This is a genomic window from Streptomyces yangpuensis (genome assembly GCF_001005295.1).
Taxonomy (GTDB): Bacteria; Actinomycetota; Actinomycetes; order Streptomycetales; family Streptomycetaceae; genus Streptomyces; species Streptomyces yangpuensis.
This window is the reverse complement of sequence record NZ_LBMK01000008.1, coordinates 305,012-319,057: the sequence shown is the minus strand read 5'-3', so window position 1 is coordinate 319,057 and position 14,046 is coordinate 305,012. Positions and strand designations below refer to the sequence as shown.

Genomic DNA, 14,046 nt, shown 5'->3' with positions numbered 1-14,046 from the left:
CCCCGCCATCGGTTTCCACAGGACGCCGCCCCACAACCGCGGCTCCCCCAACGGCCCACTGATGCCCCGTACACCTACCAGGCGGCAGAGCCGTAATCCTTCAGGAAAACCGCATGCAGAGGCCGACCCGCCTCACCCTCACGAATGGGGTGATAAACACGCGCCGCGCCGTCGACGACGTCCAGCGGCGGCCGCCATCCGGTCGCCGCGTGTCGCGCGCGAGCCGCTGCGGGCTTCTCGTCCGTGACCCAGCCGGTGTCGACGGAGCAACAGTGGATTCCTCGCGCGGCGAGAGCAGCGGCGCTGGTGCGGGTGAGCATGTTCAGCGCGGCCTTGGCCATGTTGGTGTGCGGATGGTCGGGCGACTTGTTCAGGGCGCCGAACTGCCCCTCCACCGCGGACACATTGATCAGGTAGCGGGTCGGATGGAGCGAAGCCTCCATCAGCGGCAGCAGCCGGTCCGCCAGCAGGAACGGGGCGACCACGTTGACGAGTTGCACTTCGATGAGTTCCGCGGCACTGATCTGGCCCAGCTGAAGGGTCCAGGAGTTCTTCGGGGCCGTGTCCGGCAGCAGCCCTGCCGCATCGACCACACCGTCGACGCCGACAGGTACGTCAAGTGCAGTCGGGGCCGGGGGGCCGCCCGCAGTCAGGGCCAGGTTCGGACTGCCTGGCACGACGAATCCCGGAGCCACCCAGTGACGTGCCGCCGGGAGCCCGGCAGCCTCGGTGGCGGCCAGGGCCGCGTATGCCTCGGGTGCACGGCGCAGGGTCTGCGCGGCGTTGTTGATGAGGATGTCCAACGGGCGGCCTCGGTCCAGCTCCTGGTCGGTGAAGGCCAGTACCTGACGCGGGTCCCGCAGGTCGAGCGCGGCTATGGTCAGTCGATTCCACCAGAGTTCACGGTCCGGGGCGGCGGCGAAGCGGGCAGCGGCGTCACGCGGGAAGCGGGTGGTGACCGTCAGGTCGGCGCCATCACGCAACAGCATCAAGGCGAGTTCGTGGCCGATCTTGACGCGGCCGCCGGTCAGCAGGGCGCGACGTCCGGTGAGGTCGGTACGTGCGCTGCGCTGTTCGAGGTTGGTGGTGGCACAGGACATGCAGAGTTGGTGGTAGAAGGGATGCACTTCCCGGTAGTGATCTTTGCAGATGTAGCAGCGCTGCCCGCGGCGCAGGGTTCCGAGGGCCGCCGCCGGATTCCGCGCGGCGAACCTTGGCGGCCCGTCTGCGGGCGACTGCTCGGGGTTGCGTCCGGCTTCTGTCAGGGGCTGCGGGCCGGTCGAGTGCGTGGACAGGGCTGTGTCCATGGTCCGGTCGCGAGCTCCGGTTGCGGTGGCGGCGAGGAGTGCAGCGTCGATCTCCCGGTCGCGTACGCGTGCTTGGGCCCTACGGTCGCGACGGCCGCGCCGGAGCAGGTTTTTGGCGGCTCCCTCGATCCGGCGCCGCTGAGCGTCTTGCGCCGGCAGTTCGGCGGCCTGCTCCAGCAGGGCCAGCAGGTTCTCCACCGACTCGCTGTCCATACACGTCTTCGAATTCACCTGCCCATTCTCAACATGAACTGTGCGGACGCCTCGGTCTGGGTGCGCGATCGCGCACCGGACTTGGCCTGGCACGTTCCTGCGCGCCACGGCGCCGGATACTCGGGTGCGGCCGGGAGCAGAGGCATCTAGCCTGGCGGCTTCGCACGTCGTGGAGGAGGGTTACGGGTGCTGGTCATGCCTGGGCGGCGGACGTCGACGATGGAGCTGTTGGCTCTTGAAGCCGCGAGGCGCGGGATGACGATCCGTACGGCGGAGGAAATGAGTACGGCGGCGGAGCCGACACGGGGACCGGCCTACTGGTACGGCGGCCCGGTGGCGGGGGCACGGTTGGCCGGACGGCTTGGGCTCGCGTTGCTCGAACCGGCGGATGATTGGCTTGTCCGGTTGCCGCAGGAGTTCACGGGGCGGGAGGTGCGGGTCGGGACGATCGCGGACGCGCGGGCTGTCGAGCGGCCGACATTCGTCAAACCACCACGCGACAAGTCCTTCCCGGCTGCTGTCTACGGCGATGGCTCCCGGTTGCCCGCCGATCTGGACCCCTCGACGCCGGCGTTGCTTTCAGAGGTGGTGACCTTCGCTGCCGAGTACCGCTTGTTCCTGCTTGACGGGCAGATCGTTGCAGGCAGTCGCTACGCGGTGTTCGGCCGACTCGACCCGCTCCCGCTCGACAGGACCGGGGTCATTGCCGCGGAGATTGCCGAGTTCGTCGACCGTCTGGTCGCTTCGTCCGGGGTGGCCCTGCCGAGCGCCGTCGTTGTGGACGTCGGCCAGCTGCTCGATCCGTACCGCCCCGGCCACAAGTGGGCTGTGGTGGAGCCCAACATGGCGTGGTTCTCCCATGCGTACGCAGCGGACCCGGCGCGGGTGCTGGACGTGGTGCTGCAGGCGGCAGGGCCTCGTGACCGGGCGCGGCCGCAGGATCTACCGTTCGTGCGGCACTGAGGACTCCCCATGCGCGGCAGTGCCTGGCGGAGCGGGCCCGTCCCCTGGCTGAGCGGCGTGAGCGGCAGCCGCACGGCAGAATCCGGAAGCCGCGGTTCGGATCAGCCGGTCACGTACTCAACGATGGGCGCGCCGCCCCGTACGGAGCGCGGCCGAGGTGAGTACGGTCTCGGCCGGGCTCTGCGTGCGGGATCGGCGTGGCTCAGCCGCGGGTGAGGGCGACTGCGTCCGCGCCGGCCAGCAGCTGGGAGCTAGGAGCTAGGACCGGTTGAGCCAGAGCTGCCCGGCTTCTCCGGTGCAGGGCAGCTGCCGGACCTCGCGTCGGCTGCCGTTGGGCATGCCGGCGTCCGCGAGACAGAGTCCGCTGACCTTGTTCTTGATCAGGGCTCCGCCGTTCTGCCAGACGAATTCCCACTTCTGGCCGTCGGTGTGGGTGCAGCTCCGCTGGACGATCACCCCGTGGGAGTCGAGGGTCGTCGGCTGAACGCACATCAGCGCCGCGTGCCCCGGGGTGATGAAGGTGTACGGCTCGCCGAGGAGAGGCTCGGTCCAGAACTTCTGGTGCAGCTCGTTTTTGCAGCTGAATTGCTGAATGATCGCGGAATCGCTGAGGGATCCGGCCCTCACGTCCAGGCACTTGCCGGTGCCGATGTTCGCCCACTTGTTCTGCGTGGCGACGGACACCGCGGTGCCGGAGTTCCCGGGGGCGGCCTGGGCGGGCACGGTTACCAAGCCTGCCATCGACAGTGCCGCGCCGACGGCAACACCGGCGCGAAGGACTAACGAATACACGGATCCCATGTCAGAACTCTCCCCATCTCGTCACACACGCTGCACAAGCAGCACTCAATCGAAGGCTAAAGCGGGCGGACGGTCCCGGGTGCCATTCCTGGAGGCGATGACCGAATCACGTCGAGCGCACACCAGACGATCAGCCTGAAAGCGAAGGCGCTGTGGTGCCCGCTGCACAGAAGTCCAGCTGTCCAGGAGACGGCATACCATGCCACCAACCGCGCCCCGAGCGGGACTTCACGGCCGGCACGTGATAGATCGCCGCGTACGGAAGGCCGGTGGCGTCCCGGGCGCGCGTCTCCTCGCGGGACGGGGCGCGACCCCCGTACGGGACGCCGCGTCCCAGGCCTCGTCGAGCGTCACGTACACCGTGTCAGGCGTCGGCATCGGCATCGGCGCTGGCGTCGGCTCCGTCCCGCTCCGCGAGCACCTCCGGCATTCCTTCCAGCAGCACCACGACCGCGACCACCTCCCCGACGTCGGAACGGCCGACCCACACGGGGTAGATGCCGTCCCCGGTCGTGGCGAAGGCCATGAGGTCGCCACCGGAGGCCTCGTCCCAGGTGTGCTGCATGAAGAGGGAACCGTCGTCGAGGTCCTCGTACCCGTCCAGGTCCGGCTCTCCCTGGATCAGCCCCCGCTCGTAGAGCGCGACGAGTGGCTCCCAGGCCCCGGCGTCGGCGAAGCAGCCGGTGGCGCCGTCGGTGTCGAAGCCGGCTATCTGGTTCTCGATGAACAACCGGGGATCGTCGTCCGCGGCGAGGGCCATCTCCCAGGCCGCGGCGGGGGTCTCGCTGACGAGGAGACGGACGGCCGTGCGGGACGTGGTCGTGACCTCGGCGTTCCGCCACTCGCAGTGGTAGCTGTAGCGGACGCACGCCTCATCGAGTACGTACTCCCCGGGCGGGACCGGGACCGTGATGCGCGGCCCGTCGCCTTCGTCGGCGTCCGGGCCGGAGACGGCCAGCAGCCCGCTGGGTACGCGCAGGCCTGCGACCCGGCGCGGTTCCACGACGGTCATCTCGGGGTGGTACCCGTCGGTCACGCGCACCCCGGGGCGGAACAGCTCGTTGATCGGCCCGGGCTGTGCGGGGCGCGGCGCACGCCAGCACGTGACGGGAGCCTCTCCGTCACCGGGCTCGAACGCCTCTCCCCCGCCCGTGCCCTTGCCCGTGCCCGGATCAGCCGCCGCGAAGGTCGGTGGTTCGGCGAGCCCGTGAGCCTGGGCCGAGAGGAGCGGCCACTCCCCGAATGCCGGGCGGTCCATCCAGCGCTCGTCGTCACCTGCGGTCGGGGAGGTGACGTATGCGCCCCCGTCCTTCCCCTGGGTTTCCTGCGTTCGTCGGCCTCTCCCGTCCGGGAAGAGGTCCACGGTGGTGCGCGGGCACTTCTCGTCGAACTCCGGCATCTCCGGGTCGCTGTAGTGCCAGGCGACGGTGTACCGGCGCAACAGCCGCGACGGTTCGTCCAGCAGCCGCATGTCCAGGTCGTAAGCGCGGCGGCCCTGGGCGTCGTAGACCCACAGCCCGACGTAATGGTCCCGCCACGAGACGAGGCGGACCTCCAGCGGAGCCTCCCGGCCGGGCTCCCGGTACACCACCGCATACGGAAGTCCGGTGGCATCCCGCTCCCGGGCCTCCTCGACGGAGATCGGCCGCCAGGGCGCACGCGCCTCCAGGTCCCACGCCTGCGCGTACCCCACCTCGACGACCATTGCCGCGCCCCACTCCTGCGCCCCTGCGCTTCGCCTTGATTGTGTTCCTGATCTGCAAGGTAACCGCCCGCTACGACAACGGCCCTTCCGGGCCGGGGGGTGAGGCCGGTCGGCCAGCCGCTCGTCGCGTCGGCCGGGCACCGGGCGCGCGGGTGCTCCCTGGTGGAGTGGCCTACAGAGGTGAGGTGCGGGGCTGCAGCGCGGCGGTGACTGGGGCGCCTGCGGTGTCGTCGTTGTCCGCGATCTCTGCGCCTACGGGGGGGCCTGGCCGGGCGGGAACTGCCGGGGCACGATCTGCCGTCCCCCATGATGCCCCGTGGGGTTCCGCCACGGGTGGGTGAGTCCGTGCGCTGCCGGCTGATGCCATGTCAGTGCTGGGCAGCGTTCGGGTGTCGGGGGACAGCGGAGGGGGACGGGGCGTCATGGCGGGGGGAAANGGGGGACAGCGGGGGGGGACGGGGCGTCATGGCGGGTACAAGCCGTAACAAGGTCTGGGCGGTGATCGGAGCCTCGTTCGTCGCCGTCGGCCTGCTGATCAGGTTGGCGATCGCCATGGGTGGCTCCCACGCTTCGCCCACACCGATTGCGAGCCGGCCGTCCGAGGGCGGCGGCGGTGCGGTGACGGTCAACCCGGGGGACCATCCCCCGCCCAGGTCTCTCTGCGAGCACCTCGACTTCCAGGAATTCGCGGGGGTGTTCCAGCTTCAAGGTGTGCGCGATGGCTACAACACCGGTCTTGAGCCCGAGGTGGTCTCCGGCTCCATGTGCGAGCAGTCCATGTCTCGCGGTGGTACGGGCACGGTCGAGGTCACCGTCCTCTGCAGCGCGTGGCAGGACATTGCCAAGGCCATCGAGAGGTTCGAGCTCGGCCGGGCAGCACCCTACGGCCCTCCCGAGGCGGTATCCGGTCTCGGGGACCAGGCCTACCGCTACCGCGGGTCGAACCATCCCACTCTCGGGATGAAGGCCCGTGTCCGCAACCTCGACTGCAAGGTCGAGGCCGAGCCGGAGCCCCCGCTGACCGATGCCGAGGTCGACGGCTCGTTCGCGGCCATGCAGCAGCTCCTTCAGACCCTGATCCCCAAGCTGGCCCGCTGAGGCCGAGGCGAGCGTTGGAAGTCGCCGGGCGGGCACAGGGGCGGCTGCGGGAAGGGCGCCCGCCCGGCGGCGGTGCTCAGGGGTCGCTCTCCACAGGCTTGTGTTCGACCCCGGTCCCTGCGGCATGGCGGGGCCGGGTCGCGGGTCGCGGGTCGCGGGTCGCGGGTCGCGGGTCGCCTCAGCCTCGCACCAGGGGCGAGGAGAAACTCTTGGCCTCCGCGTCTGCGCGCTACTACTGTGCCGTTGGTGGATCGTCGCGGACAGCGAAGGGAGCTGAGCTGTGCTGACCACTGCGCACCCGCCGTAGGTGCCTCTGGAAAGCCCGGAGGGCCATACGGAGGCTCTCGATGTCCCGAACTGTCCGAACGACTCCCATGCGACTCCGCGTCCAAGCGGGCTCATCGGAGTCCATGTCGCTGTACGACCTGCGCTATGCGCATGCCGAACTGGCGCGAGCCGCCCGCGAAGGCCGTCGTCCCGCCCCGGCGAAGACGCTGCGTCGGGTCACCTCTTGGCAGTGGATGGTGCTCTACTGCAGGACAGGCTCGTTTCCCGCCGAGATCGCAACGGCCAAGCGCCGCGCTCGACTCCAGGACCGACTCGACGCCCAACGGTTCCGCGGACTGCACCGCGCCGGCCACGAGCTTGACGACGCAGACATGCCGCCGGTCCGTCACCGTCATGGTGTGCTCTGGAATGCCTGGTAGAGGCGAGCGGCCCGGGACTTACCTCGCGGGACTGGTGACACGCATGCGCCGCACCGCACCCTTCGGACCGGATTCGGTCCGGAGGGTGCCGTGCCGGCCTTCGGTGTCAGCCCCTGCGGCGGCGGTTCCGGGCGACGATCGCGCGGGTGATTACGGGCGGGAGCAGGTCCTTGGCCAGCTTGCGCCAGCGGGCACCGGGCCTGCGCGGGTCGGCAGCGGGGACCGGCGCCGGTTCCGCCGGCGGCGCGGGGTGCAGCGGCTGCGGGGGCGTCGGCGCGACCACGCCCTGGTCCCCGATGCGTACGAGGGGGCGGCCGTCGATCACGTCCACGCCGTGCCAGAGGTCGGAGCGCTCCTCCAGCCACGCGAGCAGTGCCGCCTGGTGGGGCTCCGGGTCGCCCCAGGTCGCGTAGAGCTTCGAGCCCGAGACGCAGATGGGGTGCAGGTCGCCCGTGACGACGGCGGTCCAGACGGCGGCTGCGACGCCGGGGCAGTGCTCGGAGCGGTAGTCGTCGAAGACCACGACTGCATCCGGGCACGCTACGAGACGCGAGGACGCTATGTCCGTGACGACATGCTCGTAGAGGTGCGAGGCGTCGACGTGCACGAATCGGCAGCTCGTCGGCTTGACCTCGTCGGCGACGACCGAGGTGGGGGCTTGGATCAGCGTAGGCAGCGCCTCGTGGAAGGCCAGGTAGTTCGTCTCGAAGCCGCGCCGCGTGAGCGTGGGGTAGGAGCTGCGGTTCTCCGCGATGTTGAAGTCGTCCGTCGCGGGCGAGTCGAAGAGGTCACAGACGGTGAACTCCTCGCCGGGCCGGAGGTACCGTCCGAGGAAGATCGCGCTCTTCCCCATGAAGGCACCGAGTTCCAGCAGGTCGCCCGGCTGCCCCTCATCGCTGTTCTGACGTGTCAGGAACCAGTCGAAGAGCACCTGGTCATACGCCGAGAACCACCCTTTGACCTCGCTGTACGCGGTGGGGACGAGCGGGGCCGGCTCACCGTCGGGGGTGGTGACGGAAGCTTGTGAAACGTGCGACACGGAGAGTCATCCTCCAGCGGAGTGGCATCGGTTTTCACTCTGATACCCGGCCGGGTAACGGCACCCTAAGCCCTGAATGGACGTGTGACGAGATGTGAGCGAGATCTGCCTGTGATTTGCGGTCTGTGCACCTCGTGTGCTCAGACGTCGGTCCGGCGGCGCCGCCGATCGGCAGCGGTGTTCCGGACGCGCCCGGTGGGGGTGGCGGCGGTTGCCGGCAGGTACTACGGCGCCTCGTAGCCGGCCAGCCGTGGGACGGCGGCGCCCTGGGATCCGTCCGCCGACTCGGTGAGCGGCTCGGCGGACCGGGCTCGCCGCGGGTGATGCCCGTGTGCAGCGTCCGCTCGCCCAGAGCCCCGGCCGCCGGTCCCACCCCTAAAGGGCCCCGCGTGCCGAGCGGTATGTGTGAAACTCCCTCTGAATGATCACTCGGGGGGATTTTCGCGTTGAACGAGCTGTTGAAGAGAGTGTGGATCGGGATGGCCGCGACGTTGGTCGCGAGTCTCGCCGCGGTGGTCCTGCCGGACCACATCCAGATGGCGGACGACGGGCGCATCCACCTCGGGGCGCCCGCACCCACTCCGTCCCCGTCCGCGGCGGCGCCCACGCCGGAGGCCACGTCACCGCCCCTCACGCGGGAGGCCGTGGACGAGGTGATCCGGACCGCGGTCGGCGCGGCGGGACTCGACGCGGAGCAGGGCCGCCCGGCCATCGCAGCCGGCGCCAACATGAGCAGGACGAGCTGGGTGGCCGTCCGCGAGAAAGCCGCAGCGCAGTCGGAGATGGACGCGATCTGCGCGGATCTGGAGCGCCAGGGCTGGACGCTGAACCCGAACGGCGACCGGCCCAACGCCTCCCGCAGCTACAAGCGCGGGGGCTGGTACCTGCTGGTGAGCACGCGCGGTAAGCCCCAGACGCCCTCCACCACCTCCGGCTTGACCGACTCGCAGACCTACCTGACCGTGACCGGGCTCCAGCTCGACCTCGCCGACATCCCCCTCCCCGAGATCACCGTCCGCATCGGCTGACCTCTCGATCAGGGCCGGCCGGCCGCGAGGACTGCTGAAGCGCGAGGACTGCTGGAGTACGCAGACTCAGGCTCCGGCGGCAGCCCGCGCCAGGGCCGTGCCGTGGTCGCCAGTGAGGCCCACCTCAAGCATGCCTGCGTACCCGTGGCGAAGGTGGCGCGCAGGTGCCCAGGCCGACGGGGCGGACGCGGCCGCGTTGGAGGCCGAGCCGCGCGTACCAGCCTTGGGTCGCAGCGGCGACGGACCCGGCTGGGGGCGGGCGGCTGCTGCGGACTCACCAGCACCGTTCGTCCGCCGGGCAGAACCCGACGACGGCTCACCGCACCCCCACCGAACATGGGGTGCGGCGGGCCATGGCCGGGCTGCCCGGGAGCCGGCCGGCCCACCGATACAGAGCCACCATCGGCAGCAACGGCGGGGCTGCTCCCGGGACGTGCGGCACAGCCGAGCCACCCGGTGTGCGCGGTGGCACGCGGCCCACACCCTGGCGCGGGTGTGGGCCGTTTCGGTGTCGCTCTGTTGACGCGCCTGCTACCAGGACGACTTGGTCACTCCGGGGAGGAATCCGGCGTGCGCCTGCTGCCGCAGCCTCACCCGGGACAGGCCGAACTTCCGGAAGTACCCGCGGGGCCGCCCGTCGACGCTGTCCCTGTTACGGACCCTGGTCGCGCTCGCGTTGCGCGGTTGCTTGCGCAGTTCGGCCATGGCCGCTTCGCGTTCGGCCCCGGTGGCGGAGGGCTTCCGGATGATCTCCTTCAGCTCCGCCCGCCGAGCGGCGTACCGCTCGACGGTGGCCTTGCGCTTCTCGTTCTGCCCGATCTTGCTCGCTTTGGCCATCAGACCTTCGTCCCACGTGCGCGGATCCGTGCCACCGCGGCCTCGATGCCGATGCTGTCAACGGTCTTGATGGCCTTGGCGCTGAGCGTGAGCCGGATGTGCCGGCCCTCGCTGGGCAGCCAGTACCTCTTGCTCTGGATGTTGGGGTCGAAGCGGCGGGACGTACGCCGGTGCGAGTGGGAGATGTTGTTGCCGAATCCCGGCTTGGCTCCGGTCAGTTGGCAGTGTGCGGACACGGGCTGGCCTGCCTCTCCACCGCGGAGGCGGTATCGATAATGGAAATCATTCCCATATAGTAGCGCCATGGCACGCAACGAAGTACGCCCGGTCATCAAGCTGCGCTCCACGGCGGGCACCGGCTACACCTACGTCACCCGCAAGAACCGGAGAAACGATCCGGACCGGATGGTGCTGCGGAAGTTCGACCCGGTGATCCGCCGGCACGTCGACTTCCGCGAAGAGCGCTGAACCGCACCACCGGCCAGTCCACTCCATCCCAGAAGGACAGCACCATGAAGCCCGGAATCCACCCCGCCTACGGCCCTGTCGTCTTCCGCGACAAGGCCGCCGACTTCGCCTTCCTCACCCGTTCCACCGCCACCAGCGACAAGACGATCGAATGGGAGGACGGCCAGGTCTACCCCGTGATCGACGTGGAGATCTCCTCGCAGAGCCACCCCTTCTACACCGGCACCGCCCGCGTCCTGGACACCGCCGGCCGGGTCGAGCGCTTCGAGCGCCGCTACGGGAGCAAGCCGTGACCCTGCCCGTCGCCATCGTGTGCGGGCTCCACTCCGACGCCCGCAAGGAGGTGGTGGAGCGGCTGCTGCACTCCGTACCCGGCAGCGTCGCGCTCCACCACGACCTGGCCGCTGCACCCACCGGCACTGTGCTGCGCGTGGTGAGGGACGCCTCGGGCGAGCTCTCCCGCACGCAGACGCCGCTCGCCAACGACTGCGCCTGCTGCGCTCTGCGCGAGGACCTGGTCCCCGAGCTGCTACGGCTGGCCGACAGCGGTAGCGCACGCCTGGCCGTCGTCGAACTGTGGGACTCCGTCGAACCCAAGGCCATGGCCGAGGTCATCGCCGGACACGGCCGCCCGGCACTCGACCTCACCAGCGTGATCACCGCGGTGGATCCCTCCCTCGTACTGCCCTGCCTCGCCAACGGCGACGACCTGGCCGACGTCGGACTCGCTGCGGCCGCCTCCGACCGGCGGACGGTGGGAGACACCTGGGCCCGGCAGCTCGAGTACGCCCCCGTGCTCGCCCTCGTGGAGAGTGAGGACGCCGACGACGAGGACCGCGCCCTCCTCTCCCAACTCCACCCGACCGCCCGCCAGGTGGCGGCCGGGTCCGGAGAACTGGCCCGTCTGGCGTTCGCCGGCTTCGACGTGGAAACGGCAGCGGCGGCGCAGCACCCCGCCTGCGCCCGGCTTCCCCAGGAGGCCGACGAGGCGGGAGTCACCACCTTCGTCTGGCAGCGGCGCCGGCCGTTCCACCCCGAGCGCCTCTTCGACGCCCTGGAAGACCTCTCCTGTGCCGCCGCCCGCAGCCGGGGCCGGTTCTGGCTCGCCGACCGTCCCGACACCCTGCTGGCCTGGGACGCCGCCGGCGGCGCCCTCTGCGTGGAGAACACCGGACCCTGGCTGGCCTCCCTGCCCGACGCCGCGTGGGAGATGGTGCCGCCGATGCGCAGGGCCGCCGCCGCACTCGACTGGCATCCCGAACACGGTGACTGCTGCCAGCACCTCGTCTTCACCTCCCCCGGACTCGATCGAGACGGGCTGGAACGACTCCTGGATTCCTGCCTGCTCACCGACGCCGAGTACGCGGCGGGGCGTGAGGCGTGGCGAAGGCTGCCGGCAGCCTTCGACTCTCTCCTCGACCCTGTCTCCTGACGCCTTCCCTGTGCCACTCCCGTACAGGTCCCCGTCCCCGTCCCCCGTACCCGTCCCCGTCCCCGTCCCGCACCTCTGCATCCTCCAGCCCAAGGAGTTCTCATGGCCCGTCGTCAGACCCCCAAGCCGCTGAAGCCCCGCCCCAACCCGCTCGACACGGCCCGGATCACGTACATCGACTACAAGGACACCGACCTGCTGCGGAAGTTCATCTCCGACCGCGGCAAGATCCGCAGCCGACGCGTCACCCGGGTCACGGCGCAGCAGCAGCGACAGCTCGCCGCGGCGATCAAGAACGCCCGCGAAATGGCCCTGCTCCCCTACGCCGGCAGCCGCTAGCGCTCACGGCCGCGTGCTCGCACGGGCCGCGCGGGACCGCGGCGCCGGCCGGGCCGTACGGGCGCGTCATGGTGACGCCATGCTCCTGCCGGAGTTCCTCCTGACCCGCGTGGTCGAGGTCGCTGTCCACGGTCTCGACCACGCCGACACACTCGGACGCAAGCCCTGGCTGACCCCGGCCGTCGGCGACGCCGTGACGGAGCTGCTCCTCGGCACGGATCACGCCACGGCGCTCGACGATCTGGGGTGGAGTCGGACGCGTTTCCTGCGCATGGCCACCGGCCGGGAGCCGCTGAACGCAGCGGAGGCCGTACAGGCCGAACGGCTCGGCATCCGCTGGCTCGCCCCGGGCTGACCTCGGCGCCCGCCCGCGTTCGCTTGCCGCCGTATCGTACGGATCAGCTGGTGCGGATCAGGAGGACTCGTGCGACGTGGTGAAGTCTGGTGGGTCGATTTCGGCGAACGTCGTCTGGCCGTAGTCCTGTCGGGAGGCAGCGCGTCCGGGATCCGGGTGGTGCAGGTCGTCGCCCCGGCGGGCGTCGACATCAGCGGCCTGGGCGTCGAAGTGGCCGTGGGTGCCGAGGAGGGACTGCCCTGTGACGGTGTACTGCGGTTCGCGTTCCGGCGCCCGGGCTTCACCCCCTGTACGTGGCTGACCACTGTGTCCCAGGATGACTTGCTCGAACGGGCGGGCGTCCTGCCCTCCGCGAAGCTCCATGAGATCGAGGAGGCGCTCCGCCTGGCCGAAGAAGCGCGGGAGGAGACCCCGGAGACGACCGCGAAGCTCAGCGAGATGAGGGACGCCCTCCGCCGCGGGGGCCTTGGGTAGGCGGAACGGAAGGGGCAGACCGCCAGGTGCGGGGGTCGGCGGCCTCCGCCCAAAGGGCGTCGCGGTGACCCGGCTGCTGCGCTCACGCCTATGCACCTTCCGCAGCAACGTTCTTTCGCCTTTCGCAGGAACCCGGGCGCGCCTCGGCGATCAGGAAGTACCGGCCCTGGCGGGTGACGCCGGGAACACGACTGCCTGACGACACCGTTGTCTCCGAAAAGGAGCGAAGTGAAGACCCGTCAGAAGAATCCCGATGTCCCTGAGCCCGACGAGCCCTGGAGCGAGATCAGCCCAGGACTCTGGATGGGCGGACATGTCTGGACCGACGGCACCGGCCGCCTTCAGCCAGCTGTGGCAGGTGACGAGTTCGACCTGGTCATCAGCCTGTTCACCCGCGCAGGCCACGGTCCGCACCCGGCAGTCCAGCACCTGATCACCGAACTCCCCGATGGTCCGCTCACCGCCGACCAGATCCACTCCATCCAGGAGTTGGCCCGTACTGCGGTATCGAGCAGTACCTGACCACCAGGCCTCATGTGGCTCACCTCCTGAGCGGGCTCGACACGCTCCCGTACCAGCGGGCGCGGTGGTGAACGGCCCCGAGGGGTGCCGGGCCCTGTACGCCCCGGGCTCTCCCCGGTCCCGCCGGGGCTCCGGGGAGCCGTCGTGGGTCGGCACCGGGTCGTGGGTCCGTGGTGTTCTCCGTGGCCGGCACGGAGGCGGTACGCGCCCTGGCCGGGGCAATCTGTGATCACGGCGATCGGCCCGGCAACAGACCGGGCCGATCAGCACCAGCAACTGAGGGAGCGACCATGGCCGGCACCACCACCAGCAACAGCACGTACGAGGGTTTCAGCGTCGAGGAGCGGGCCGCGATGAAGGCACACGCCCTGGAGCAGAAGAAGGCCGCACGCCGTGGCTCGGCCGCGGAGAAGGCAGCGGAGGCGGAACGCGACGTACTGGCGAAGATCGCCGAAATGCAGGACTCCGACCGGGCCCTGGCCGAACGCGTCCACGCCATCGTCACCGCCAACGCCCCGGCCCTCGCCCCCAGGCTCTGGTACGGCATGCCCTCCTACGCCCTGGACGGCAAGGTCGTCTGCTTCTTCCAGAGCGCGGAGAAGTTCAAGGCCCGCTACGCCACCCTCGGCTTCAGCGACCTCGCCAAGCTCGACGACGGCCCCATGTGGGGCGCCGGCTTCGCCCTCACCGAAGTCACGCCCGAGGTCGAGACACGGATCACCGAACTCGTCAAGCGCGCGGTGTGAGGCGCGCGACGC

General features: G+C 70.2%; 18 protein-coding genes. 12 read left to right on the top strand and 6 right to left on the bottom strand.

All coding sequences use genetic code 11. From position 1 onward, the window contains the following. Nucleotides 1–74: 74 nt before the first annotated feature. Nucleotides 75–1,520: an SDR family NAD(P)-dependent oxidoreductase gene (locus tag AAT21_RS30635; RefSeq protein WP_046780194.1), complete on the bottom strand. Its 1,446-nt coding sequence runs from the start codon at nucleotides 1,518–1,520 to the stop codon at nucleotides 75–77. Between the two features lie 219 nt (nucleotides 1,521–1,739). Between AAT21_RS30635 and AAT21_RS30630 the strand changes: the two genes are divergently transcribed. Beyond that, complete coding sequence (locus AAT21_RS30630; RefSeq protein ID WP_046780263.1) at nucleotides 1,740–2,483, top strand: ATP-grasp domain-containing protein; 744 nt, start codon at nucleotides 1,740–1,742, stop codon at nucleotides 2,481–2,483. Between the two features lie 258 nt (nucleotides 2,484–2,741). On the opposite strand, the gene AAT21_RS30625 is transcribed toward AAT21_RS30630, so the two are convergent. Together AAT21_RS30625 and AAT21_RS30620 are read right to left on the bottom strand one after the other, a co-directional pair. After that, a complete protein-coding gene (locus AAT21_RS30625) occupies nucleotides 2,742–3,224 on the bottom strand; it encodes an RICIN domain-containing protein (protein WP_157879825.1) in 483 nt (160 codons plus the stop codon). 424 nt (nucleotides 3,225–3,648) lie between these two features. Then, a complete protein-coding gene (locus AAT21_RS30620; RefSeq protein ID WP_046780192.1) occupies nucleotides 3,649–4,989 on the bottom strand; it encodes a DUF4241 domain-containing protein in 1,341 nt (446 codons plus the stop codon). A 465-nt stretch (nucleotides 4,990–5,454) separates the two neighbouring features. On the opposite strand from AAT21_RS30620, the gene AAT21_RS30615 reads away from it, so the two are divergent. Then, nucleotides 5,455–6,087 carry a hypothetical protein gene (locus tag AAT21_RS30615; protein ID WP_157879824.1) on the top strand — a complete coding sequence of 211 codons (633 nt, stop codon included), beginning with the start codon at nucleotides 5,455–5,457 and terminating at the stop codon, nucleotides 6,085–6,087. A 410-nt stretch (nucleotides 6,088–6,497) separates the two neighbouring features. Continuing rightward, nucleotides 6,498–6,794, top strand: a complete 297-nt coding sequence (locus AAT21_RS37835; protein WP_157879823.1) for a hypothetical protein — start codon at nucleotides 6,498–6,500, stop codon at nucleotides 6,792–6,794. A 106-nt stretch (nucleotides 6,795–6,900) separates the two neighbouring features. Here AAT21_RS37835 and AAT21_RS30610 read toward each other — a convergent pair whose 3' ends face one another. Beyond that, nucleotides 6,901–7,833: a class I SAM-dependent methyltransferase gene (locus tag AAT21_RS30610; protein ID WP_046780190.1), complete on the bottom strand. Its 933-nt coding sequence runs from the start codon at nucleotides 7,831–7,833 to the stop codon at nucleotides 6,901–6,903. Nucleotides 7,834–8,279: 446 nt separating this feature from the next. Here AAT21_RS30610 and AAT21_RS30605 point away from each other — a divergent pair, with 446 nt between their 5' ends. Continuing rightward, nucleotides 8,280–8,861, top strand: a complete 582-nt coding sequence (locus AAT21_RS30605) for a hypothetical protein (protein ID WP_157879822.1) — start codon at nucleotides 8,280–8,282, stop codon at nucleotides 8,859–8,861. A 531-nt stretch (nucleotides 8,862–9,392) separates the two neighbouring features. Here the strand turns inward: AAT21_RS30605 and rpsN are convergent. Next, nucleotides 9,393–9,698 carry a 30S ribosomal protein S14 gene (gene rpsN, locus AAT21_RS30600; protein WP_046780188.1) on the bottom strand — a complete coding sequence of 102 codons (306 nt, stop codon included), beginning with the start codon at nucleotides 9,696–9,698 and terminating at the stop codon, nucleotides 9,393–9,395. Next, nucleotides 9,698–9,934 carry a 50S ribosomal protein L28 gene (gene rpmB / locus AAT21_RS30595; protein ID WP_046780187.1) on the bottom strand — a complete coding sequence of 79 codons (237 nt, stop codon included), beginning with the start codon at nucleotides 9,932–9,934 and terminating at the stop codon, nucleotides 9,698–9,700. Before rpmB ends, rpsN begins: the two co-directional genes overlap by 1 nt. Nucleotides 9,935–10,001: 67 nt before the next feature. Between rpmB and rpmG the strand changes: the two genes are divergently transcribed. The 8 genes from rpmG to AAT21_RS30555 all read left to right on the top strand — a co-directional run bounded on the left by rpmG (nucleotide 10,002) and on the right by AAT21_RS30555 (nucleotide 14,034). After that, entirely contained in the window at nucleotides 10,002–10,166 is a 165-nt protein-coding gene (gene rpmG, locus AAT21_RS30590) for a 50S ribosomal protein L33 (protein WP_030772340.1), read from the top strand. A 44-nt stretch (nucleotides 10,167–10,210) separates the two neighbouring features. Then, nucleotides 10,211–10,459: a type B 50S ribosomal protein L31 gene (locus AAT21_RS30585; protein WP_046780186.1), complete on the top strand. Its 249-nt coding sequence runs from the start codon at nucleotides 10,211–10,213 to the stop codon at nucleotides 10,457–10,459. Continuing rightward, a complete protein-coding gene (locus tag AAT21_RS30580) occupies nucleotides 10,456–11,598 on the top strand; it encodes a CobW family GTP-binding protein (protein WP_046780185.1) in 1,143 nt (380 codons plus the stop codon). Before AAT21_RS30585 ends, AAT21_RS30580 begins: the two co-directional genes overlap by 4 nt. A gap of 102 nt (nucleotides 11,599–11,700) precedes the next feature. Beyond that, entirely contained in the window at nucleotides 11,701–11,937 is a 237-nt protein-coding gene (gene rpsR, locus AAT21_RS30575; protein WP_030965497.1) for a 30S ribosomal protein S18, read from the top strand. A 79-nt stretch (nucleotides 11,938–12,016) separates the two neighbouring features. After that, complete coding sequence (locus AAT21_RS30570; RefSeq protein ID WP_046780184.1) at nucleotides 12,017–12,292, top strand: hypothetical protein; 276 nt, start codon at nucleotides 12,017–12,019, stop codon at nucleotides 12,290–12,292. A gap of 69 nt (nucleotides 12,293–12,361) precedes the next feature. Then, nucleotides 12,362–12,766 (top strand): type II toxin-antitoxin system PemK/MazF family toxin, encoded by a 405-nt coding sequence (locus tag AAT21_RS30565; RefSeq protein ID WP_046780183.1) that lies wholly within the window; start codon nucleotides 12,362–12,364, stop codon nucleotides 12,764–12,766. A 228-nt stretch (nucleotides 12,767–12,994) separates the two neighbouring features. Then, nucleotides 12,995–13,288, top strand: a complete 294-nt coding sequence (locus tag AAT21_RS30560) for a hypothetical protein (protein ID WP_052758065.1) — start codon at nucleotides 12,995–12,997, stop codon at nucleotides 13,286–13,288. A gap of 290 nt (nucleotides 13,289–13,578) precedes the next feature. Further along, nucleotides 13,579–14,034, top strand: a complete 456-nt coding sequence (locus AAT21_RS30555; protein ID WP_046780182.1) for an iron chaperone — start codon at nucleotides 13,579–13,581, stop codon at nucleotides 14,032–14,034. Nucleotides 14,035–14,046: the final 12 nt, after the last annotated feature.

Bases quoted from the DNA above. Each gene is read 5' to 3' on its own strand.
- AAT21_RS30635 (WP_046780194.1), bottom strand. From the start codon at position 1,520: ATGGACAGCGAGTCGGTGGAGAACCTGCTGGCCCTGCTGGAGCAGGCC.
- AAT21_RS30630 (WP_046780263.1), top strand. From the start codon at position 1,740: ATGGAGCTGTTGGCTCTTGAAGCCGCGAGGCGCGGGATGACGATCCGT.
- AAT21_RS30625 (WP_157879825.1), bottom strand. From the start codon at position 3,224: ATGGCAGGCTTGGTAACCGTGCCCGCCCAGGCCGCCCCCGGGAACTCC.
- AAT21_RS30620 (WP_046780192.1), bottom strand. From the start codon at position 4,989: ATGGTCGTCGAGGTGGGGTACGCGCAGGCGTGGGACCTGGAGGCGCGT.
- AAT21_RS30615 (WP_157879824.1), top strand. From the start codon at position 5,455: ATGGCGGGTACAAGCCGTAACAAGGTCTGGGCGGTGATCGGAGCCTCG.
- AAT21_RS37835 (WP_157879823.1), top strand. From the start codon at position 6,498: ATGTCGCTGTACGACCTGCGCTATGCGCATGCCGAACTGGCGCGAGCC.
- rpsN (WP_046780188.1), bottom strand. From the start codon at position 9,698: ATGGCCAAAGCGAGCAAGATCGGGCAGAACGAGAAGCGCAAGGCCACC.
- rpmG (WP_030772340.1), top strand. From the start codon at position 10,002: ATGGCACGCAACGAAGTACGCCCGGTCATCAAGCTGCGCTCCACGGCG.
- AAT21_RS30585 (WP_046780186.1), top strand. From the start codon at position 10,211: ATGAAGCCCGGAATCCACCCCGCCTACGGCCCTGTCGTCTTCCGCGAC.
- rpsR (WP_030965497.1), top strand. From the start codon at position 11,701: ATGGCCCGTCGTCAGACCCCCAAGCCGCTGAAGCCCCGCCCCAACCCG.
- AAT21_RS30570 (WP_046780184.1), top strand. From the start codon at position 12,017: ATGCTCCTGCCGGAGTTCCTCCTGACCCGCGTGGTCGAGGTCGCTGTC.
- AAT21_RS30555 (WP_046780182.1), top strand. From the start codon at position 13,579: ATGGCCGGCACCACCACCAGCAACAGCACGTACGAGGGTTTCAGCGTC.